The organism is Lactococcus sp. FSL W8-0209 (genome assembly GCF_038006585.1).
In the GTDB taxonomy this organism is placed as follows: Bacteria; Bacillota; Bacilli; order Lactobacillales; family Streptococcaceae; genus Lactococcus; species Lactococcus lactis.
In genome coordinates this window covers 659,043-681,010 of the sequence record NZ_JBBOVN010000001.1, presented here as the reverse complement: position 1 = coordinate 681,010, position 21,968 = coordinate 659,043, and the positions used below count along the sequence as shown (strand labels likewise).

At 34.4% G+C, this 21,968-nt stretch carries 19 protein-coding genes; 8 read left to right on the top strand and 11 right to left on the bottom strand.

Translation table 11 applies throughout. The features are described from left to right. Positions 1 to 45: 45 nt before the first annotated feature. Both MKX45_RS03440 and MKX45_RS03435 read right to left on the bottom strand, forming a co-directional pair. Positions 46 to 363: a thioredoxin family protein gene (locus MKX45_RS03440; RefSeq protein ID WP_003131595.1), complete on the bottom strand. Its 318-nt coding sequence runs from the start codon at positions 361 to 363 to the stop codon at positions 46 to 48. Between the two features lie 41 nt (positions 364 to 404). Continuing rightward, positions 405 to 689 carry a hypothetical protein gene (locus tag MKX45_RS03435; protein ID WP_012897223.1) on the bottom strand — a complete coding sequence of 95 codons (285 nt, stop codon included), beginning with the start codon at positions 687 to 689 and terminating at the stop codon, positions 405 to 407. Between the two features lie 102 nt (positions 690 to 791). On the opposite strand from MKX45_RS03435, the gene pepA reads away from it, so the two are divergent. Beyond that, complete coding sequence (gene pepA, locus MKX45_RS03430; protein WP_340816808.1) at positions 792 to 1,859, top strand: glutamyl aminopeptidase; 1,068 nt, start codon at positions 792 to 794, stop codon at positions 1,857 to 1,859. A 57-nt stretch (positions 1,860 to 1,916) separates the two neighbouring features. On the opposite strand, the gene MKX45_RS03425 is transcribed toward pepA, so the two are convergent. Further along, the gene (locus MKX45_RS03425; protein ID WP_039114603.1) at positions 1,917 to 4,322 is read right to left on the bottom strand and encodes a transglycosylase domain-containing protein; all 2,406 of its coding nucleotides are present in this window, start codon (positions 4,320 to 4,322) and stop codon (positions 1,917 to 1,919) included. A gap of 144 nt (positions 4,323 to 4,466) precedes the next feature. Between MKX45_RS03425 and tyrS the strand changes: the two genes are divergently transcribed. The 3 genes from tyrS to MKX45_RS03410 all read left to right on the top strand — a co-directional run bounded on the left by tyrS (position 4,467) and on the right by MKX45_RS03410 (position 8,452). Further along, a complete protein-coding gene (gene tyrS, locus MKX45_RS03420) occupies positions 4,467 to 5,726 on the top strand; it encodes a tyrosine--tRNA ligase (protein WP_003131599.1) in 1,260 nt (419 codons plus the stop codon). 122 nt (positions 5,727 to 5,848) lie between these two features. Further along, positions 5,849 to 6,319: a hypothetical protein gene (locus MKX45_RS03415; protein WP_010905310.1), complete on the top strand. Its 471-nt coding sequence runs from the start codon at positions 5,849 to 5,851 to the stop codon at positions 6,317 to 6,319. 90 nt (positions 6,320 to 6,409) lie between these two features. Then, positions 6,410 to 8,452 (top strand): cation:proton antiporter, encoded by a 2,043-nt coding sequence (locus MKX45_RS03410; protein ID WP_003131601.1) that lies wholly within the window; start codon positions 6,410 to 6,412, stop codon positions 8,450 to 8,452. Between the two features lie 35 nt (positions 8,453 to 8,487). Here the strand turns inward: MKX45_RS03410 and MKX45_RS03405 are convergent, their stop codons facing one another. From MKX45_RS03405 to MKX45_RS03385, 5 genes are all read right to left on the bottom strand, one after another. Next, the gene (locus MKX45_RS03405) at positions 8,488 to 8,922 is read right to left on the bottom strand and encodes an OsmC family protein (protein WP_340816807.1); all 435 of its coding nucleotides are present in this window, start codon (positions 8,920 to 8,922) and stop codon (positions 8,488 to 8,490) included. Positions 8,923 to 9,017: 95 nt separating this feature from the next. Next, positions 9,018 to 9,623, bottom strand: a complete 606-nt coding sequence (locus MKX45_RS03400; RefSeq protein WP_015425833.1) for an FMN-dependent NADH-azoreductase — start codon at positions 9,621 to 9,623, stop codon at positions 9,018 to 9,020. A gap of 161 nt (positions 9,624 to 9,784) precedes the next feature. Next, complete coding sequence (locus MKX45_RS03395; protein ID WP_340816806.1) at positions 9,785 to 11,188, bottom strand: MFS transporter; 1,404 nt, start codon at positions 11,186 to 11,188, stop codon at positions 9,785 to 9,787. Between the two features lie 212 nt (positions 11,189 to 11,400). Next, complete coding sequence (gene thiI, locus MKX45_RS03390) at positions 11,401 to 12,621, bottom strand: tRNA uracil 4-sulfurtransferase ThiI (protein WP_012897217.1); 1,221 nt, start codon at positions 12,619 to 12,621, stop codon at positions 11,401 to 11,403. Between the two features lie 289 nt (positions 12,622 to 12,910). Further along, positions 12,911 to 13,885, bottom strand: coding sequence for a TDT family transporter (locus MKX45_RS03385; RefSeq protein WP_003131606.1), 975 nt, complete (start codon positions 13,883 to 13,885; stop codon positions 12,911 to 12,913). 153 nt (positions 13,886 to 14,038) lie between these two features. Between MKX45_RS03385 and MKX45_RS03380 the strand changes: the two genes are divergently transcribed. Then, positions 14,039 to 14,860 (top strand): LysR family transcriptional regulator, encoded by an 822-nt coding sequence (locus MKX45_RS03380; RefSeq protein ID WP_012897215.1) that lies wholly within the window; start codon positions 14,039 to 14,041, stop codon positions 14,858 to 14,860. A gap of 294 nt (positions 14,861 to 15,154) precedes the next feature. Further along, entirely contained in the window at positions 15,155 to 16,099 is a 945-nt protein-coding gene (locus tag MKX45_RS03375; protein ID WP_003131609.1) for an L-lactate dehydrogenase, read from the top strand. Between the two features lie 212 nt (positions 16,100 to 16,311). On the opposite strand, the gene MKX45_RS03370 is transcribed toward MKX45_RS03375, so the two are convergent. After that, entirely contained in the window at positions 16,312 to 17,307 is a 996-nt protein-coding gene (locus tag MKX45_RS03370) for a YeiH family protein (protein WP_080756646.1), read from the bottom strand. A 163-nt stretch (positions 17,308 to 17,470) separates the two neighbouring features. On the opposite strand from MKX45_RS03370, the gene MKX45_RS03365 reads away from it, so the two are divergent. Both MKX45_RS03365 and lysS read left to right on the top strand, forming a co-directional pair. Beyond that, positions 17,471 to 18,289 (top strand): LysR family transcriptional regulator, encoded by an 819-nt coding sequence (locus MKX45_RS03365; RefSeq protein ID WP_021722006.1) that lies wholly within the window; start codon positions 17,471 to 17,473, stop codon positions 18,287 to 18,289. A 198-nt stretch (positions 18,290 to 18,487) separates the two neighbouring features. Beyond that, positions 18,488 to 19,972, top strand: a complete 1,485-nt coding sequence (lysS, locus tag MKX45_RS03360; protein WP_340816805.1) for a lysine--tRNA ligase — start codon at positions 18,488 to 18,490, stop codon at positions 19,970 to 19,972. A gap of 96 nt (positions 19,973 to 20,068) precedes the next feature. Here the strand turns inward: lysS and MKX45_RS03355 are convergent, their stop codons facing one another. Then, entirely contained in the window at positions 20,069 to 21,046 is a 978-nt protein-coding gene (locus tag MKX45_RS03355) for an FAD:protein FMN transferase (RefSeq protein WP_023189927.1), read from the bottom strand. Beyond that, on the bottom strand, positions 21,046 to 21,858 hold the full coding sequence (locus tag MKX45_RS03350) for an NADPH-dependent FMN reductase (protein WP_021723379.1): 813 nt from the start codon (positions 21,856 to 21,858) through the stop codon (positions 21,046 to 21,048). The genes MKX45_RS03355 and MKX45_RS03350 overlap by 1 nt, the downstream gene beginning before the upstream one ends. Between the last annotated feature and the right edge of the window lie 110 nt (positions 21,859 to 21,968).

The following is a 21,968-nucleotide window of genomic DNA, read 5'->3' as shown; positions in this document are numbered from 1 at the left end:
ATAGAATATAATCCTTAATATATCAACACTTATCCTGCGATGATACTATTTCGCACTCGCTAAGAAAGTATTGACTTCTTCTTTTGTTTTACGTAATTTATTTACTAGACGAGCTTTTTCTTTGCCATCCTCAATCACGACAAAACTTGGAATTCCCATAATTCCCCATTCAATCGCAAGATCCATATATTCATCACGGTCTACTTCAACAAATTTAAAGTCTGGATTTTCTACTTCAATTTCTGGCATTTTTGGCTTAATAAAATTACAATCTCCGCACCAACCAGCCGTGAAAAAGAAGACTGTCTTTTCCGGTCCTTTTACAAGTTCGGCTAAATTTTCGATATTTTCTGGAATAATCATTCTACATTCTCCTTTTATTTCTAAATGAATACTAAGCTTTCTTACAGAATTTCTTCATTTTTTTCAAAGACTTCTAAAGTTTTAGCATTGATTTCAAAAGTGATTGCCTTATTTTCACTGACAAGTCCTCCCTCAAAAAGAGCACCCGTAGTTGGCTCCTCAAAAATCCAAAAAGCGTCTATTTTTCTTGTTGAAAAATGTTGCCGAGCTCTGTCAGTAAGTTCATGAATCACTTCTTCTTCCATAGTTTTATAGCCATGATAAGCAACGTGAGCAACTGTTGCACCCGCAATAATTCCCAAACCAAACTTTAGTATTTTTTTCATATGGAAATTTTAACATATTTCTTGGTATAATTATAGTGTAAATCATCAAAATTTTTGCTGACAAATCTGTCAGTAAATTTTTCAGTATTCCGGAGGAGAAAAATGGAACTATTCGACAAAGTAAAAGCACTGACAGAAATTCAAGCGACTTCTGGTTTTGAGGGACCTGTTCGTGACTATTTAAAAACACGCATGATTGCTCTTGGTTATCAACCAGAATTTGATGGTCTTGGTGGTATATTTGTCACTAAAACTTCAAAAGTAGCAAATGCCCCACGTATTATGATTGCAGCCCACATGGATGAAGTTGGCTTTATGGTCAGCTCAATCAAAGCTGACGGAACATTCCGGGTCGTTCCACTTGGGGGTTGGAATCCTTTAGTTGTCTCTGGACAACGTTTTACATTATTCACACGTACAGGTAAAAAAATTCCTGTCGTAACTGGTGGGCTTCCTCCACATCTTCTTCGTGGAACTGGTGTTACTCCTCAAATTCCTGCCATTTCTGATATTGTCTTTGATGGAGCTTTTGAAAATGCTGCAGAAGCTGCAGAATTTGGAATCGCTCAAGGTGATGTAATCATTCCAGAAACTGAAACAATTCTCTCTGCTAATGGTAAAAATATTATTTCTAAAGCTTGGGACAATCGTTATGGTTGTTTAATGATTCTTGAACTTCTTGAATTTTTAGCTGACAAAGAATTACCTGCTACATTGATTATCGGAGCCAATGTTCAAGAAGAAGTTGGCCTTCGTGGAGCCAAAGTTTCTACAACTATGTTCAAGCCTGATTTGTTCTTTGCTGTTGATTGTTCACCTGCTAGCGATACGTTTGGTGATGACAACGGTCGTCTTGGAGAAGGAACAACGCTTCGTTTCTTTGACCCAGGTCATATTATGCTCCCTGGAATGAAAAATTTCTTGCTTGAAACTGCTGATAAGGCTAAAGTTAAAACCCAAGTTTATATGGCTAAAGGTGGAACTGATGCAGGTGCTGCCCACTTAGCTAATAATGGAGTCCCTTCAACAACGATTGGTGTTGTTGCTCGTTATATTCACAGTCATCAAACAATTTTCAATATTGATGATTTCAATCAAGCAAAAACTTTCTTGAGAAATATCGTAACATCACTTAGTACTGAAAAAATAGCTGAAATTAAAAACTATTAAATTTAAAAAACAAAAGAAAAAATCACTAGGAAACCTATCCTAGTGATTTTTTGTATTTTATTGACCAAAGTTATAATTAGGCAATATCTTTTTCCAACCAGCAGCTATATCACTTGCCGAACCACCAATAGAAAAATCATATGTGGTTGTAGGGGCACCAGACTTTGTAGCCCAAAAGCTTGTCGTAGTGTCTCCACCGAGATTAACCTCTTGTGTCTTACCATTTGATAATTTAACATTAACTTTTCCTGGTTTTTCACCCGTAGAAACTAATACTTTACTCTTAGTCACATTTGGATCACTATTAGGGTCAGTAAATTTTTGACCAGGTCCGAAAATATTTGGATCGGCAGCATTAATTGCATTCACCAAATTAGCTGTAAATTTTGCGTTATTAATAAAACCTGAATTCTGAGACATTGCAGAATTGTCATCGTGACCAGCCCAACTACCAAGTGTCACTGAAGGTGTCGAAAGCATCATCCAAACGTCTGTATAATTATCAGTTGTTCCTGTTTTACCAGCCCATTGAACATTAGTTGCAAGAGAAGAATTAAGGCTTTGTAGCTCACCATAAAACTTACTTGTTTTTTGAGATTTGATAGCATCTTGAAGCATATATTCCATAATGGTAGATGTTGCTTCAGAATATACTTGAGTCCCCCCAGTAGTTTGATGTTGATAAATTACATTTCCTGTATCATCTTTGATACTATCAACAATATACCATGGTTCATATTTTCCACCATTGGCTAAAGTTTGATAACCATTCGTATGTTGAACCACCGTTGGATCAATTCCTCCTCCAAGAGGAAGTGACTCTACAGAATAATCTGCAACATCATATCCCATCTTCGTCATGTAAGGTTCAACAGATTTTCCTTTATTCAAAATCGTTTGGTAGGTCCAATAAGCAGGAATATTATAAGAAACATTCAAGGCTTCTGAAAATGGCATCATCTCCGTTCCCTTATTGCCGACGTGTTCGATGTCTTGCCCACTCGAATATTTTGCGGGATAGTTAGATAGAACACTTGCAGAACCCATTAAGCCCATGTCAATTGCCGGTCCATAAGCTAGTATTGGTTTGATTGAAGAACCAGGTGAACGTTTAGTATCAAAGGCATGGTTTACTTGGCTTTGTGAGAAGTCTAATCCACCAATAAAGCCATAAACAGCCCCTGTTTTATTATCCATTAAGACATTACCAGTTTGAATAAGACCCGTACCGTCTTGCATCAAACCACTGTAATTAGTTACGGCATTTTGCATTGCATCATATACTTGTTGATTGATAGTTGTAGTTACTGTATAACCACCGTTTTGCAATGACTGTTCAGCTAATTCTCGATAACGTTGTTTAGTACTATCATTTCCTAAATCAGTTGCCGAAACTTTATCTCGCTTAATCAAATAATTATAGATATCAGTAATTGCTTCATTATAAACAACATTATATAAATAACCATGTTCTTGTGATTGAGCTACTCCTGGTTGTAAAAATTCTGTTGAAATATCATAAGCTTTGTATTTCTTGTAATCAGCTTCTGAAATATAGCCCCCACGATAAAGATAAAACAAGACTTCTTTTTGACGTTCAAGACCATAACTCATGTTTTCTTTTGACTTTAGAGAACCATCAGCCGCATAAGGAGAATAGACGATAGGGCTTTGTGGCAACCCAGCAATAAAAGCAGCCTCAGGTATTGTTAAATCCTTAGCAGATTTTCCAAATATACCAAGAGCAGCTTCTTGAATCCCTGCAATATTTTGTCCTTTATTATTTCGCCCAAAAGGTGAGACATTTAAATAATCAGTCAAAATTTGGTCTTTACTCAAGTAGCTATTAAGTTTAAGAGCATAGACAATTTCACTAGCTTTACGTTGGAAGGTAACACTATCTCCTAAAACTTGTTGTTTAATTAACTGTTGGGTAAGGGTTGAACCACCAGAACTTGTGCCACCACCTACTGAACCAAGAATTCCACGAACAACTGCCTTAGGAACCACGCCCTTATTCGTTTTAAAGCTATCATCTTCTGTTGCAATTAAAGCATTTTTAACATTAGGAGAAATCTCGTCACTTTTGACAGTAACACGCACCAAATCACTAGAGATATCCGAAATTGCTTGACCATTACTATAATTAATGACAGAAACGCCATGAATATCATTAATTTTTGCAAGCATTTCCGTTTTATTTGGTGTCTTCGTTTGCTCAACCAATCGAGCAAAATAGCCTACACCTGTCGCCGCACCAAAGACACCCACTAAAGCAAAAATTATTCCAAAAATTACAATTAGTCCGCGGACCACCTTAAAAGTGATTGACCAACCCGATTTTTCATCATTATCTTTAGGATTTTTGGACAGAGAATTACTTTGTTTCCGCCGCTTATTTTCCATTTTTTCTTTTAAACGCGCACGTGCTTCTTCTTGCGAGTCAATTGAGGATTTTTTCATGCCTTTATTATATCAAATTTAAAATAATTTTTCGCCACTTTCAGAATTTTTTTTATTAATTTGTTATAATGTAAAACAGTGCTGTTAATTTTTTTACTTTTTATCCAAAGTGGACAGCTCAATCATTATAGAAAGGATTTTTTTATGAACATTTTTGACGAACTTAAAGCACGTGGTTTGGTTTTCCAAACAACGGACGAAGCTGCGCTTTCTAAAGCGCTGACGGAGGACATGGTTTCCTATTATGTAGGATATGACCCTACCGCTGATTCCCTTCATTTAGGTAATCTTGTACTAATTTTGACAATGAAACGTCTACAAATGGCTGGACATAAACCTTATGCGCTTGTTGGTGGTGCAACTGGTTTGATTGGTGATCCTTCTTTCAAAGATTCAGAACGTTCACTTCAAACAAAAGACACTGTAACAAAATGGTCTGGAAAAATCCGTAGTCAGCTTGAGCGTTTCCTGGATTTTGAAAATGGTGAAAATAAGGCAGAAATGACCAATAACTACAACTGGTTTGAAAATCTGACTTTTATTGATTTCCTCAGAGATGTGGGTAAACATTTCACCGTTAACTACATGATTTCTAAAGACTCTGTAAAATCACGGATGGAAAGTGGAATTTCTTATACAGAATTTGCTTACCAAATTATGCAAGGTTATGATTTCTACGAATTGAACCAATTGCACAATGTTACTTTACAACTTGGTGGTTCTGATCAATGGGGAAATATGACTGCTGGAACAGAGCTTTTACGTCGTAAAGCGAACAAGCAAGGTCATGTTATTACTATTCCATTAATTACAGATTCAACTGGTAAAAAATTCGGTAAATCAGAAGGAAATGCAATTTGGCTTGATGCTGATAAAACATCTCCTTATGAAATGTACCAATTTTGGCTTAATGTTGATGATGCAGATGCTGTAAAAATGTTGAAAATTTTCACCTTCCTTTCATTAGAAGAGATTGCTGAAATTGAAGAACAATTTGAAGCAGCTCGTCATGAGCGTTTGGCCCAAAAAGTTTTGGCTCGCGAAGTTGTCAGCTTAGTTCACGGAAAAGCAGCTTATGAACAAGCAGTTAAAACATCAGAAATCTTATTTGGCGGTGGAGATTTGCGTCAGTTAGATGCTAAATCAATCTTAACTGGTCTTAAAGCAGCTCCACAACATCAAGTTACTGATGATGAAGATTTAACTTTAGTTGAACTTTTAATCTCTGCTGGAATAGCTCCTTCAAAAAGACAAGCTCGTGAAGATATTACAAATGGTGCGATTTATATCAATGGTGAACGTGTTCAAGCCCTTGATTATGTTATTACAGATTCAGATAAAATTGAAAATCGTTTAACTGTCATTCGTCGTGGGAAAAAGAAAAACTTCGTTTTGACTTATTAATAAAACAAAAATTCTGTTCTAAATGGGACAGATTTTTTTATTAAAAAATTTGAGCATTGCTCTTTCTTTTAGGCCACAATATGTTATAATAACTGTACTGAATATGTTTTTAGGTGATCAAAATGATAGATAAAAAATTTGAAGATAAGTTAAATAAATTGCGTGAGATGTACATCAATAAACGTCCTGAAGAATCTGAAAAACTTGATGATAGTAAGAAATTTGAAGCTTTCATGGCCCTTTCGGATGAAGAAAAAGAAGAAAAGCTCAACGCTAAACTTGAACTACTTACTGATAAGCTCGTTACCCTTGATGAAAAATTAGGGGATTTGTTGGCTAAAAATGCAAGTGCCGATGATATTTCTGAGCTTAAATATTATATTGATGCAGTTAAAAATAAAAAATTAATTCTTGAACAAAAACTTGAATTAATTAAAAATGGTGAGTTTGATGCTGCTCGTAAAGAACGTGTAAAACGTCAACTCACTGATTTGGAACTCAAACGTTGTAAAGCGCTTTTAGGTAAAAAAGACTGCTCAAAAATCAATGAAAAAATTGCTTTGAAGAAAAAAGCAATTAATCGTTTGAAATAAATTATGTAGATTAGGTACGGTAGAGCTAGCTTTGATAGCTCTACTTTGTACTTTTTAGCGCTCATTAGTCAATTACACAGAAAGGACTCTATGCTCCATATTATTTTTTATGTCATTGTTTTCCTTTTGGTATTAGTTTTTTCAAATGTCCTTAACAAAGTTTTCCCAAAACTTGCCCTCCCTCTTATTCAAGTGGTTTTAGGACTTATTTTGGGCTTTTTTGGTGCTGACGAGGTTTTACATGTCGCACCTGAATTTTTCTTAGGATTTATTATTGCTCCTCTTCTTTTTAGAGAAAGCGAAGAAGCTGATGTCAAACACATTTTAAAACATAGTAAAATTATTTTAGTTTTAATTTTCCCTCTTGTCTTCATTACGACCCTTGGATTGGGTTTGATTTCGAATTGGATTTACATGGGATTACCTTTAGCTGCTTGCTTTGCCTTAGGAGCAAGTCTCGCTCCTACTGATGCTGTAGCTGTTGGAGCTTTATCAAAGAATTTCTCTTTCCCTCGTCGGGTTATGAGTGTTTTGCAAGGTGAAGGTTTGCTCAATGATGCTTCCGGAATTATTTCTTTTCAGATTGCTTTAGTTGCTTTAGTTACTGGTTATTTCTCTTTCCCAGATGCAACAATGAAATTAGTTATTTCAGCACTTGGTGGAGCTGCTATTGGTTTTACTTTAATTTACATCAAAGGACTTGTCTTAAGACTTCTGGAAGATGTTGACGCACGGGATGTTTCTGGTTATCTTCTTTTAGAGCTTGTTGTTCCTCTTGCTGCCTTTCTCATTTCCGAAGAATTACATGTTTCTGGAATCATTGCTGCAGTTGTTGCTGGAGTCATGTCAGCAAACGGTCTTAAGAGAACTACTTTATTTGATGCTCAAGTTGAAAAACTCAAGAGTACAATTTGGGATACTTTAACATTTATTTTAAATTCCTTTGTCTTTCTTTTCTTAGGAATTGAACTTTATCAACTTGTAGTTCCACTTTTAGTTGATCCTGTTTATTCATCAGCACTTTTAATTGTTCTTGCTCTTGCCTTGACTGCTGGATTATTTGCACTCAGATTTATTGTCATTGCTTTTTATTATTGGCTTCGCTCCCTTAAACAAAAACAACCGTTTTCTGCTTATTGGAATGATGTATTTCTCCTCACTTTTGCTGGTTCTAAAGGAACAGTAAGTATCGCAACGATTCTTTTGGTTCCACGAACTGTAGATGTTCAACCCGTTCTCGTCTTTCTAGCCGCTGCGGTAACTGGCTTAAGTTTCTTAGTTGGAATGTTCATTCTTCCTTTCTTTGCGGTTAAAAAAGTTTCTAAAGTTAATAATATCTCTAAAATTGCGATTTTATCTGAGGTAGTTGATGAATTACATCAGGATATGAAATCGGCTAAAAACCCTCAGGGTTATGATATCGCTATTGATGCTTATCAGGAACGAATTCAACAATTAATTATTGAACAAGAGTCAACAGATATGGCGATTGATTACAATGATTTGCAACTTTTGATTATCCGAATTGAATCTGAAGGTCTTGAAGTTGCCTTGCGTGAAAATAAAATTTCAATGTATACTTACCGAACTTATCAACGATATATTCGCTCATTAGAAACAAGTATTGTCCATTCACTGGTTTCCAGTATCCAATTTGTTTATGTTATTGCCTTGCGTGCTTTTCATTTACTTACCTCTCGTGTCTTACATGTTGACTTTTATTTCAAGAAAACAAAGGCGGCAATGGAAACAACACGAGATGAAATTACTGAACTTTATTTCAATAATACCGAACTTATCTTGCAAGCTCTTGATAATTTAAATGGTGTCTTTGATGAGCAACTATTGAATTTCTTGCAATCAGAACGTTTAAGAACATCTGAAATCGTCGCAACTGGTGGTCATATTTCACGGATGATGAATAAGGCTCAGCCTAACAACATTACCGAAATGATGCGGGCCTATTATTTGGAACGTAAAGTCATTTTTGAACATGAACTTTCTGGAGCAATTACTGCACGAGAAGCCAAAGATATGCGTCTTAATGTTAATATTCTTGAAGATTATTCACTTGCAAGTAATCATCATACATTACTTTTTGACTTCTTAGAACGTCGGAAAAATAAAAATTAAAATAAAAAGTTACTGACAGACCTGTCAGTAACTTTTTATTTTTCAATTCTAATAATCGTTTCTAACTCAATATTTCCTTGAATCGCTCTTGAAATCATGCAAGAACTTTCTGCCCGTTTGGCAAGTTTAATTGCTTTAACTTCATCTGACTCTTTTGTCAATTTCATAGCGACATGATAAGTTATTTTTTCATAAGTAAAGGTTCCTTTTGTCACATCAACTACTCCTTTAGCATCTACTTTCAGATGTTCCAGGAGAATATCATTTCGCTCAAGCATGGCAGCTAATGTAATCGAATAACAGGTACTGGCTGCTCCGAGTAGCATTTCATCAGGATTTGTTCCGACTCCTGGACCATCCATAGTTTTAGGAATTGAAATTTTTTCATTCAGTGCCTCAGCCTGTAAGTCACCGATGGAATTTCTTCCCCCTACCCAATCAATATGTGAATTAAAAAGATGTTTTACCATTTTTTATCCTTTCAATTTACTGACAGAAAAAATATGACTCTCCTATTTTCTGTCAGTAAATTCAATAAAAAGTCTGTTCAATGACAGACTTTTCTTTAGAATGTTTGAGCTTCTAACTCTACTTTATTAATGAATTCAGCAAGAAGTTCTTCTGTTTTTTCTGGATCATAAGCATGTCCTTCAACGGCAATTTGTCTAAAATCGCTACCGATAAAATTGAAGATTGCTGACATGTAAATTGTTGCTGGATCTTGTGCTCCATAAACTCCACCATTAGCTTGTAAGTGCAAGACTTTTTTGCCATTTGCTAAACCAACAGGACCTTCGGCTGTATATTTGAATGTTTTACCAGCAACATTGACTGTATCAACCCAAGATTTAAGTTCAGCAGGAATCATCAAGTTATACATTGGATTAGCAATGACTACTTTATCAGCTGACAAAAATTGTTCTGTAAAACCAGCAAAACGAGCCAATTTATCTTTTTGTGAAGCTGTAAGTTCAGCATTCTCACCTGCGAACATTGCACTGACCAATTCAGTATTCAAAGTTGGAATATCAGCACTGAAAACATCTAGTTCTTCAATTTCATCTTCTGGATGAGCAGCTTTATAGGCTTTGACGAAAGCATCAAGACCTTTGAGTGAAAGTGAATAATCAGCAGTAAGTGGGTGACCTTTTACAACAAGAAGTTTAGACATATTTTGTTCCTTTATAGAAATTATTTTTGTGTTATAAAAAATATTATAGCAAACTTTTCTAAATTATCAATATATTTAGTACGTGAAAATTTACACATGTAAACATTTCACTGACAGAAATTCTGTCAGCAAAAAAAACAATCATTTAGATTGTTTTTATTTTACTTTTTACGTCCCAACAAACGGAATAAGCCAAGAACCCAAGTCACTAAAACAAGAAATGTTGAAAAATAGAAGGCCACGTGGAAACCGTGTAAAAAGACATCTGGTTGATTGTGCAAATAAGTTGTTACCTTATAACCCAACTGATTAGACATCGCTGTGAATAAAATCAATGTTGCTAAAGACGTCCCTAAAACAAAGGCCATATTACGGGCAAGAGAATTAACTGACCCAGCAATTCCTAAATACTTACGGTCAACAGTTTCCATAATCAAAGCATTGTTTGGGCTTTGGAAAATCCCCATAGACATTCCTTGAATCAAAAGAATAACAACAACTAGCCATGGAGCAGAATGCGGATTTATCAGTAAATAGCCGAGCTGTGACAAAACAATCCCTGAAATTCCTACAAAAGTAACAATTTCTTTATCCATTTTATCTGCTGCCGAACCTGCTAATGGGCTAGCAATCAGCATAGCAACAGGATAAGCCATCATAATCATCCCTGCCAAGCCTGGCCCATAATTTCTAAAATCTTGTAAGTAGAATGGTAACAAAATACTTGAGAACATCGCTACTGTAAAATTAAAGAGAGCCATAATAATACTCATTGAAAATAATTTTGATTTAAAAATTCCTAAATCAAGCAAAGGCTGAGCGACCTTTTTCTCTGTTAAAATAAATATTCCAAAGAGAATAAAGCCAAGCAATGCACCAATAATAATTAAGGGTTTGGTCCAACCCAAAGCTTGCCCAAAATTAAGAGCTAAGAAAAGCAAAACAATAACAGAAGTCATTAATGTTCCACCTTTAAAATCAATATCCGACCATTTTCCACTGGTTTTTTCTTTTGGCAAAGCATGATTTCCAAAAATCCATGCTAAAATTCCGATAGGGACATTTATCCAAAAGATATAATTCCATGAAGCGACCTGTAAAATCAGTCCTCCAAGGGCAGGTCCAGCGATTGAGCCAACCGATACAAACATCGCTGAAATGGAAAGTGCTCTTGCTCGACTTTCAGGTGGGAAAATTTCTGAAATAATTCCAAAACCGGTTGCCATAAACATTGACGCCCCAATAGCCTGAATCACCCGTGCAAAAAGAAGAAAACCTAAGCCCCAACCAAAATTTAACCCAGCAAGTGCCGAGCCTAAAATAAAAATTCCCCAACCAATGCGGGCAATTCGTGATTTACCTATTAAATCGCCTAAACGGCCAAAAATCAGTACAATCGCTGAAATTACAATTAAATAGATTGTCACCACCCAAGTGATTTGAGAAGTAGAGACATGAAGCTCCTTTGACATTGTTGGTAGAGCAATATTAACAATTGAACCATCCAATGTTGACATAAATGTAAATATCCCTAAGGCAATTAAAGCCTTTATTCTGTCTGACATAAAATCCTTTCCTATAAATTGAGTATTATCTTCTTTAAATAAAATTCCTAATAAGTCTTGCTATACTGATGAACTCAATTAATTTTTTCTAAGTTTATAAATAACGTTGGTAATTATATCCTTGTTTCCAATCTTTGTCAAGTTTAGACTATTAATCGTAGTTTCCTAATCAAATGAAAATGCTACTCATAATATTATAAGTAGCATTTTTATTATAAGAAATCAGCAAATTCTTCTTCTTCAGTTTGGTCCCAGTTTTCACCAGTAATTGTTGTAAGCATAATTCCTTTGACCGCACGGTCAACCATCCCCTCAACATCCATTCTCTTTTCATATTGAATACAATTTTCAAGTTTTGGATTTGTTTTTGGAGAAGGTGGTGCAAAGACAGTACAACAATCTTCAAATGGTAGAATTGATAAATTAAAAGTATCGATTTTTTCAGCTATTTCAATAATTTCATTTTTATCCATTGTTACTACTGGTCGAATAACTGGAGTATTAGTTACTTCATTAATGGCAGACATTGAGCCAAGCGTTTGGCTAGCAACTTGTCCCAAAGATTCTCCATTAATAATCACTTTTCCACCACGTTCTTCACGAACCCGATCAACCACGCGCATCATAAAACGGCGTGTAATTGTCATCAAATATGCTTGTGGAGCCTTGGCTTTTATTTCTTCTTGAATCTCGGTAAATGGTACTTCAATAAAGGTAATTGAACCTCCAAAAACGGTTAATTTAGCTGCTAAGTCTTTGGCTTTCTTCAAAGCTCCTGGTGAAGTGTAAGGAGGGCTAGCAAAGTGAACAGCCTCAATCTCAACTCCGCGTTTCAACGCTAAATAACCTGCAACTGGTGAATCAATTCCACCTGAGAGCATTAGATGTCCACGTCCTGCTGTTCCGACTGGCATTCCTCCAGCACCTTTTATATCTTCAAAACTAAGATAAGTCGCATCTTGTCTGATTTCAACGCGCAATGTGATATCAGGCTTTTTCATTTGTACTTTTGCGTAAGAGAAATTATCAAAAACAACATCTCCTAAAGCAATATTTAATTCTGTTGAATCTAATTCAAAGTTATGGTCAGCTCGTCTGGTAGCAATTTTAAAAGTCTGCCCTTCGCTATAAATTTCCTTAAAAAGTGCCACAACTTCTTCTTTGATAATGGGCATTGATTTTTCGACTTTGATTGAAGGTGAAAAATTTTGGATTCCAAAAACTTTTGTTAAACGATTTGAAACTTCAGCATAATCTGCTCCATTAAGTTCAATGTGTGCTCTATCTCTTACTGCTGTAATTTTTAATTCAGGCATATCTGCAAGGACTTCGCGGATATTTTTTGCCAAACGATTGATAAAGTAACCACGATTTTTTCCTTTGGTTGAAAGTTCACCATAACGAACCATGATTTCATCATATAATACAGTCATTTTTATTCTCCTATATTCTTTTGCATACTTTTAATCATTAAATACTTCAAAAAATTGAATGATTTAAGTTAAAAAACCAGTCAAATCTTCTTTAATTAAAGAAAAAAAGCACGCAGCGTTCTAATTATAACACAATGTGTCCCTTTTTTTATAGGCATTTTTAAAATTATTGTCTCATTTATAAAGGATTTCTTAAGGCTCTATTGAGCTTGATATACTCTATTTTTAAAGCAAAATAAAAAGCCACTAGATTATTGACCTAGTGGTAATTTTTATCAATGATTTATTTTTATATACTTTCAGGAGAATATTTTTCAGACATAATCTGAACTAATTTTGATCCTAAAAAAATACAGTATCTGATGAGCACATAAGTAACGATTGCAATTGCTATAAGGATTTCCATATTCGCTAATAATTCTAAATTCAGGAACTGAAAAACGCTGAGTTTACTTGTTAAATTTACCGCAGTTGCAGAAATAACGAGAGGAAATGTAAAGGCAGCATAACTAGGATAAAAGGCACTTCTCAAAAGTTTTGTCAGCAAGCCTAAAGTTATAAAATAGATAGCTTGCGATAAAATAAATAAAAAGATAACGAATATTTTAGATTTTGCTTCTACAACAGTGAGGTATCCTACTAAACCAAGTGAACCCGGTGCCGTGATAATTGTAATCAAAGGAAGTAAAGATTTGTGCATTTTTCGTAAAATGAAAACTCTATGCATAACAATAGGAAGAAGAATAAAGTAAAAGAGTAATGTTATCCAAACCACAACTTTACCCACTTCAAGACCGAAATCTGGTGATGTTGCCGATATTACCCCAATGCCTACAAAAGTAATAAACCAGCTTGGATAAACATCATGTATTTTTAATTCTTTTGGTAGCACATGAAGATAAATAAAATACATCATTAAGATAAGATGCAAGATTAAAGCAGTCCACCAAGTAACATTCGCAAGAAGACTAAAGCCGGACAAACGTTTTAAAAATACGCTTAGTACCATTAAAGACATCGTAAAAGTTGGTGAAACAGAGGCTACAATTGGGTCATTCAAAGTCGAAATTGTATGTTTCATTGCCAGTACTATCTTGAGCAAAATTAAAAACATCAGGAATAAACCTAACATATCGTAAGAATTTCCTAAAATAGGGTAACCTTTACTGTAAAGGAGATTCCCTAAGGATATTAAACCCAAAATTAAGCCACATATCGGGAGGGGAATTTGTTTTAAAAATGATATGAATTTCGAATACATCATAGACTTCTCTTTCTATATTTTTTATTAATTCGTCTTTAATAATTGATTCTATTAATAATATATAATAGTTGATTTAATTTGTAAAATAAATTATTATAATCATATAAATTAAAAAAAATAATTTGTTATTTTGTATTTTAAGGAGAAAATCACATGTTTTCATTATTTGAGACCTTTATCGTCGTTTATGAAACTAAAAGTTTTACCTTAGCTGGAAAATATTTATTTATTTCCCAACCCACTGTAACCGTGAGAATTAAGAAACTCGAAGAAGAATTAAAATCAACATTATTTTTAAGAGGAAAACACCAAGAAATCATTCCGACTGAAGCCGCCATATTATTCTATCCCAAAGCTATTGCCTATCTAAAAAAATGGGAGGAAGACCAAGCTGAAGTTCAAAAAAAATCTCTTGCAAAACATCCTTTCAAAATTGGGGTTTCACACAGTGCTGCTCTAAGTATTATGCCAAGAATCTTTAAAGTATTTGAAGGCGAGTTGGAACATTTAGATGTAGAAATTAATATGTATGACTCAGAAAAAGTATTTGAATTAGTTGCAAATCATGATTTACATTTTGGAATCATTGAGCGATTACTCATTAGCGATCAAACCGAAACATTTCCTTTATTTTTAGATGAATTAGTACTTGCTGGAAATACGGATTCAGAAACATTCTTTACCAGAGAATCTGGTTCAGGAATTGGATATTATATCAAAAGATATCTCAAATCCGCTCCTTCTGCTCAAAGAAACATCGTTCGTATGAATAGCAATGAGATGATTATTTCCCATATCAAAGCAGGCTTAGGTTCTTCTTTAATTTCTAAATCATTTTTAACTGATGATATCCCTTATCAAGAACTTGGGAGTAATTATCATAGAGAGTTTCTAGGAGTTTCTTTTGATGAAGAAAAAGACCCTATGATTCAAAAATTAATTAGTAAAATAAAAAAAGAAACCGAAATTCATTAGAATTAATAAAAATAGAAAAACATGAGCAAACTGCTTTTGTTTTTTTATTATTTTTATTAATAATAATGATAAAATAAATTCATTTTACACATTATAAAAATAGAGATAAAATAATTATAGATTTTATAAAAGACATCAGAAAAAGGGGTTGAAGGAGGAGATAGAATTGGCTTTTATCATCATTAGTTTTGTAATTTCTATCATTTTAATTTTATGTACTATGATTAGTTATCTTTGGCTTTTTAACAGATAGGCTTTATAAAAAAATATATATAAATTGAAAAGGAGCTAAAAATGAAAATTACAAGCAGAAAAGTAGTTGTTATAGGAACAGGTTTTGTTGGAACAAGTATTGCTTATTCAATGATTAATCAAGGACTTGTTAATGAGTTGGTTTTGATAGATGTTAATCAGGATAAAGCTGAGGGTGAAGCCTTAGATTTATTAGATGGCGTTTCTTGGGGGCAAGAAAATGTTATTGTGAGAGCTGGAGATTACAAGGATTGTAAAAATGCTGATATTGTGGTCGTTACGGCTGGTGTGAATCAAAAACCAGGTCAATCACGTTTAGATTTGGTCAATACAAATGCTAAAATTATGCGCTCAATCGTGACTCAGGTTATGGACTCAGGTTTTGATGGTATTTTTGTAATTGCTTCAAATCCTGTGGATATTCTTACCTATGTCGCTTGGGAAACTTCTGGTCTTGATCAATCTCGAATTGTCGGAACTGGTACAACTTTGGATACTACTCGTTTTAGAAAAGAGTTGGCCACAAAGCTAGAAATTGATCCACGGAGCGTTCATGGATATATTATTGGCGAACATGGCGATTCTGAAGTTGCAGTTTGGTCACACACGACGGTAGGTGGAAAACCTATTCTTGAATTTATTGTTAAAAATAAAAAAATAGGGGTTGAAGATTTGTCTAATTTGTCAAATAAGGTAAAAAATGCTGCCTATGAGATTATTGATAAAAAACAGGCTACTTATTACGGCATTGGAATGAGTACAGCTAGAATTGTCAAAGCCATCTTAAATAATGAACAAGCAATTCTACCAGTTTCTGCCTATTTACGTGGTGAATATGGTCAAGAAGGTGTCTTTACCGGTGTTCCATCTATTGTAAATCAAAATGGTGTTAGAGAAATCATTGAACTAAATATTGATGCTTATGAAAAGAAACAATTTGAAAAATCTGTCAGTCAACTTAAAGAGGTAATAGAATCTATTAAGTAATCTATCCAAACCTTACAAACATAAAGGAAAATAAAATGCTTGCTCTACTCTTTTTAGTCATTGCTTCACTTTGGGGATTAATCTGGTTTAACATTAATGAGTCCGATTGATTAATAATTTTTTACTAGGTTCAAAAATTTAACTGATAATAATTAGCACAAAAAAGTCACTAAATCTCTGGTTTAGTGACTTTATTATCGTTTTAATTCTAATTATTTGATTAAAAGGCTTATTAAAATAAGTGCAAGAACTACTTGAAAGACTAAAGTAGATAAACCATAAATCAGTAATTTTTTTCCTGCTTTTATAAATTCAACCAAATTTAGTCGTAAACCAATAGCAGCTAAGGCAATGGTTTCACACCAACCGGATAGAAATTTTGCGGTAGCTGAAACTTCCGGCACAAAATGAATCAATGTATCTAAAGTACAAAGCACTAAGAAACCAAGAACATACCAGGGTAAAAAAGAATTTCTTTTAATTTTTATTTGAGTAGGTCCTTGTTCATTTCTTTTTTGTTTTTTACTTCTGAAACCAAAATATAAAACAACAAAAACGAGCATGATAATTCGCATAATTTTAAATAGAGTGGCTAAGGTTGTTGTGTTTGGATTTACCATTGTTGCTGAAGCAACGACTTGACCAACAGATTGTTCTGTTCCACCAATCAGTGCCCCCCTTAATAAATCATTATTACCGAATATCCAAGTTCCTAAAAATGGAAGACTTAGCATTAAAATAGTTCCCATAAGATTGACCATCGCAATCGATGTTCTTTTCTCACTGGTTTCAGCTCCAATAACTGGTTCAACTGCGGCAATTGCTGATGAACCACAAACTGCATTCCCAGAAGCCATTAGGGCAGAAACATTAGCAGAAAATCCTAGTTTTTTACCCATAAACAAAACAAAAATAATTGTTGAAATCATTTGTATTAGTATAAATCCTACTCCGGAGAATCCTAACTTACCAATGGTTTGGAAAGTGACTGTGGCCCCTAAAAACATCACTGAAAATTCCAGAAGTTTTTTTTCTGACCAAGCTGTTCCTGCAAACAAAGTGACTTGTTTGAAGTACAAATTACCTAAAATAATTCCTAATAATATTGCAATGGTTGCTGAACCTAAACTATGGAAGATGAAACGATTGAGTAAATAACTTACTATAGCAATGGCAAATGAGAGCAGAAATCCTGGCAAAATACTCATTATGCCCTGTCTATCATTTTTAATATAATTTTTTAATTTTAACATTTTTCTACTTTTTCCTTTTTTAATTGTCTAGCATCAATTAGTTTACACAATCTCCTTTATTTTGTAAAATAAATTATTATCATTTTTAAAATTACTTTTATTAATTAAAGGAAGATTTATGTTCGCTTTACTCGAAACTTTTATTGCTGTGTTTGAAACCAAAAGCTTTACCAGAGCTGCTAATCAATGTTTTATTTCACAGCCAACCGCAACTGTTAGAATTAAAAAATTGGAGGAAGAACTAAAAGTTCACCTTTTTTCAAGAGGGCAACACCAAGAAGTAATTCCCACAGAAAGTGCCCACCTTCTTTATCCTAAGGCTTTAAAAACGCTCAATGATTGGAATGAATTACAATTTTCCCTAAAAAATCAGACACCTAGTCGTAAACCTTTTAAAATTGCTGCTTCCCATAGTTCAGCAACTACTGTTTTACCTTTGATTTTTAAAAATTTAATTCCTGAACTTGAACAACTTAACATTGAATTAATGATGCTTGATTCTCAAGAGGTTTTTGATTTAATTCGTAATCATGAAATTCATTTTGGAATTATTGAAAAACCGATGATGGATGAAACCATCGAAACTTTCCCACTTTTTAAAGATGAACTCGTTCTTGCTGGCAATCCAGAAAGTGACATCTTTTTTATTCGCGAAGCAGGGTCTGGTGTGGCTCATTATACACATAATTATCTTAAAGAAAATAATCTTAATCCAAAGAATTTGGTCAGCGTCAATAACAATGATATGATTGTCAGTCAACTTAAGGCTGGCATTGGCCTGTCATTGATTTCAAAACGATTTATTAATGAAAATATTGCTTTTCAAGGTCTTGGCGAACGTTATCAACGCATTTTTTATGGTCTTTCTTTTTTGTCTGAACAAGACAAATTGCTCAAAACTGTGATTAAAAAAATCAAAAATTTAAGTGAGTTTTAAAAAATTTACTGACAGAAATTCTTTAAGGTCATTCATCATTTTCTAAATTTCTGTCAGTCATTTTATCAGCATTTTTTACTGACAGTAAAAAAATCTTCTCAAGCCTATGCTTAAAGCGTTTACTGACAAAAAAATTTCTGTTAATTTTTTGAAAATATGTTAAAATAGAGAGAATAAAAAATTACAAGGAGTACTATTTTGGCTGAAATCGAAGAACTTAATGACCAAATGAAAGTCCGCCGTGAAAAAATGGAAAACCTGCGCGAAGCGGGAATTGACCCATTTGGACATAAATTTACACGTACGCACAACTCACAAGAACTACACGAAGCTTATGACGAAAAGACGAAAGAAGAATTGCATGAACTTGCACTTTCAGGAATTGTCGCTGGTCGTTTGATGACTAAACGTGGTAAAGGTAAAGTCGGTTTCGCCCATCTTCAAGACCGCGAAGGCCAAATTCAACTTTATGTTCGTAAAGATGAAGTCGGCGAAGAAAATTATGAAATTTTCAAAAAAGCTGACCTCGGAGATTTCCTTGGTGTTGAAGGCGAAATCATGAAAACTGACATGGGTGAATTGTCAATTAAAGCAAAAAAATTGACTTTCCTCTCAAAAGCGCTTCGTCCTTTGCCTGAAAAATTCCATGGTTTGACTGACACTGAAACACGTTATCGTAAACGTTATTTGGATTTGATTTCAAATAAAGAAAGCTTCAATCGTTTTGTCACTCGTTCTAAAATTATCAGTGAAATCCGTCGTTATATGGATGGTCGTGGATATCTTGAAGTTGAAACTCCAGTACTTAACAATGAAGCCGGTGGTGCTGCTGCTCGTCCATTCTACACACATCATAACAGTCTTGATATTGATATGGCGCTTCGTATTGCAACTGAATTACACTTGAAACGTTTGATTGTTGGTGGAATGGAAAAAGTTTATGAACTTGGCCGTGTCTTCCGTAACGAAGGAATGGATATGACTCATAATCCAGAATTCACAACAATGGAATCTTATGAAGCTTATGCTGATTTTGAAGATATCATGGATTTGACAGAAGGAATCTTCCAACATGTTGCTAAAACAGTGGTTGGTCAAGATGTTCTTGAATACGATGGTAAAGAAATTAATGTTGGCGGAAAATTCAAACGTGTTCACATGGTTGATGCCATCAAGGAAGTTGCTGGAGTTGATTTCTGGCCTGAGATGACTTTTGAAGAAGCAACAGCTCTTGCAAAAGAACATGATATTCATGTTGAAAAACATTTCACTTCTGTTGGTCATATTATTAACGAATTCTTTGAAAAATATGTTGAAGAAACTTTGATTCAACCTACTTTCGTTTTTGGTCACCCAAAAGAAATTTCACCACTTGCTAAAATGAATGAAAAAGACCTACGTTTTACTGACCGTTTTGAACTTTTCATCAACGGTAAAGAATACGCCAATGCTTTCAGCGAATTGAATGACCCAATTGACCAATTGGAACGTTTTGAAGCTCAAGCTAAAGCTAAAGAACTTGGGGATGATGAAGCAACTGGTGTCGATTACGATTATGTTGAAGCACTCGAACACGGTATGCCACCAACAGGTGGACTCGGTATCGGGATTGACCGCTTAGTAATGCTCTTTACTGGCACAACTTCAATCCGTGACGTTTTGCTTTTCCCAACTATGAAATAAAAAATAAAAACCGCTTTTGGCGGTTTTTTTTATTTCTGTCAGTAAATTTTTATTGGCAAAAGTACTGACAGAAATTATCTACACTTAAATTTTAACTTATTCAAATTCAAAACTTTGATCAGCAACATAAATCTGACTTTGGGGAATTCCAACGGCTTTTATTTTCTTATCTTTACTAATAAAAATAGCGCCATAAACTTCCGGATTTTCTGTCAGCCAATTTTCAATTGGACCGTCAGCAAAAAATAATCGGGTCGTTTCAATTTCACCATCAATTGATTTTTGGGATAAAACAGTAACACTGGCCAGCTGATTAAGGTGTGGATAACCTGTTTTGGAGTCAATAATATGATGGTAAATCTTATCATTCACTTTCAAGTAACGCTCAGAAATTCCCGAAGTCACAACAGAACCTTCACCAGACAAAAGCTGTAGCACAGGTTTTTTATCATTAGTTAAAGGATTTCTAATGCCTATGCGCCATTTTTTATCTGTCTGATGCGGAGCTTCTCCCACCAATAGAAGATTTCCTCCTAGATTAATGATGCCGGAGGAGATACCGTAAGCATCCCAAAAATCTTTAATCCGGTCGGCAATATAACCTTTTGCTATCGCTCCTAAGTCAATTTCCATCCCTTTTTCTGGCAAAAATATTGAAAATTCATCATCCCTTAGAATAATCCTATCTGGATTAATTATTTTTAACTTTTCATCTATTTCTGCTTGAGTTGGCAATTTAGCATCTGAAAAGCCAATATGCCAAAGTTTAACGAGAGGACCAATTGCTGCATTAAAACCAAATGCTTCCTTGCTTTTTTCAAGCGCTATTTTTGTTAAGCCATAAACTACTCCTGATACTTGAACAGGCTCTATTCCTGCTTTATGATTGACAGCCATCAATTCTGATTGGTCACGATTTACCGTAAAAAGCTGCTCATAATACTTGATTAATTGATAAGTTTTATCTAATAGCTCCTCGTCTTGATGACCATAAATTGTTAAGCTAATGACTGTCCCTAAAGCTCGATAAGTTTTGGAAATTTTCAAGGTTGACTTTTTTTCTAAAATTTTCATCAGTCTTCTTCTTCCGATTTTCCTCTTAATTCTCCAATATCATCAAACTCCCAAGTTTCTCCCTCTTCCAAAAATTGTAGATAGGCCGAATTTTCAGGTTCAATCACTTCTTCATACTCAGAAGCTCCTGTATCTGCATCGGAAAGAACTGGCAATCCTTGATTCGTTTCTTTAGTCCACCAAACTTCATCGGTTTCTGTAGAGTTTTTACTTTCCTCACTCTCAATTATTTCTTTATTATTCTCTTTTTTTGGCGAAGGAAATCTCATCGGTTTTAATGTTTTACTGTAAATCATAAAATTATTAAAACAATGCTCCAACCAGCTAATTGTCCGTTCATCGATCAATTCATCTTGTTGATTAAATGCTTCAGCTGCTCGTCCTAAAAGAAATTGATTGGAAGGTAAAACAAAAGCATCCAGACCCGGTGAACTCAAAATTTGTCGAAGGTTTTCTTGGGCAAAAACAGTTCCCATATTTCCAAGAGAAACCCCAACAATCATAACCGGTAGACTGTTCAATGGCTGAGGTTTTATCCATGACAGCCATTCTATCAATGATTTCAAAGCAGCAGTAATCGCATGATCATATTCAGGCGTTGAAAAAATCAAACCATCCGCTTCTCTTATTGCCTCTGCAATTTTCTGAACCCCTTCAGGAATTTCTCTGATATCCTCAGAAAATAGTGGCAGGTCTGTAATTTCTACTATTTCAATTTGTGCTTCTTTTGTAAAATGTTTTTTCATGTACCAAAGGAGTTTTCGATTATAAGAAAAACTAGCATTGGTCCCAACAATGGCGATAAACTTCATCCCATTTCCTCTTTCACTTGGTAATTTTGGGTAAGTAACTCTTAAAAAATGTCCTTACTTCTCTTTATATTATAAATAAAAAACCACAACTCTATACGAATTGTGATTCA

Excerpts from the sequence above, each read along its gene's own strand:
- MKX45_RS03400 (WP_015425833.1), bottom strand. The coding sequence starts at position 9,623 with ATGTCTAAACTTCTTGTTGTAAAAGGTCACCCACTTACTGCTGATTAT.
- pepA (WP_340816808.1), top strand. The coding sequence starts at position 792 with ATGGAACTATTCGACAAAGTAAAAGCACTGACAGAAATTCAAGCGACT.
- MKX45_RS03435 (WP_012897223.1), bottom strand. The coding sequence starts at position 689 with ATGAAAAAAATACTAAAGTTTGGTTTGGGAATTATTGCGGGTGCAACA.
- MKX45_RS03395 (WP_340816806.1), bottom strand. The coding sequence starts at position 11,188 with ATGTCAGACAGAATAAAGGCTTTAATTGCCTTAGGGATATTTACATTT.
- MKX45_RS03365 (WP_021722006.1), top strand. The coding sequence starts at position 17,471 with ATGTTCGCTTTACTCGAAACTTTTATTGCTGTGTTTGAAACCAAAAGC.
- MKX45_RS03440 (WP_003131595.1), bottom strand. The coding sequence starts at position 363 with ATGATTATTCCAGAAAATATCGAAAATTTAGCCGAACTTGTAAAAGGA.
- MKX45_RS03355 (WP_023189927.1), bottom strand. The coding sequence starts at position 21,046 with ATGAAAATTTTAGAAAAAAAGTCAACCTTGAAAATTTCCAAAACTTAT.
- MKX45_RS03350 (WP_021723379.1), bottom strand. The coding sequence starts at position 21,858 with ATGAAGTTTATCGCCATTGTTGGGACCAATGCTAGTTTTTCTTATAAT.
- MKX45_RS03405 (WP_340816807.1), bottom strand. The coding sequence starts at position 8,922 with ATGGTAAAACATCTTTTTAATTCACATATTGATTGGGTAGGGGGAAGA.
- MKX45_RS03410 (WP_003131601.1), top strand. The coding sequence starts at position 6,410 with ATGCTCCATATTATTTTTTATGTCATTGTTTTCCTTTTGGTATTAGTT.
- tyrS (WP_003131599.1), top strand. The coding sequence starts at position 4,467 with ATGAACATTTTTGACGAACTTAAAGCACGTGGTTTGGTTTTCCAAACA.
- MKX45_RS03380 (WP_012897215.1), top strand. The coding sequence starts at position 14,039 with ATGTTTTCATTATTTGAGACCTTTATCGTCGTTTATGAAACTAAAAGT.
- thiI (WP_012897217.1), bottom strand. The coding sequence starts at position 12,621 with ATGACTGTATTATATGATGAAATCATGGTTCGTTATGGTGAACTTTCA.
- MKX45_RS03385 (WP_003131606.1), bottom strand. The coding sequence starts at position 13,885 with ATGATGTATTCGAAATTCATATCATTTTTAAAACAAATTCCCCTCCCG.
- MKX45_RS03370 (WP_080756646.1), bottom strand. The coding sequence starts at position 17,307 with ATGAGTATTTTGCCAGGATTTCTGCTCTCATTTGCCATTGCTATAGTA.
- MKX45_RS03415 (WP_010905310.1), top strand. The coding sequence starts at position 5,849 with ATGATAGATAAAAAATTTGAAGATAAGTTAAATAAATTGCGTGAGATG.
- MKX45_RS03425 (WP_039114603.1), bottom strand. The coding sequence starts at position 4,322 with ATGAAAAAATCCTCAATTGACTCGCAAGAAGAAGCACGTGCGCGTTTA.
- MKX45_RS03375 (WP_003131609.1), top strand. The coding sequence starts at position 15,155 with ATGAAAATTACAAGCAGAAAAGTAGTTGTTATAGGAACAGGTTTTGTT.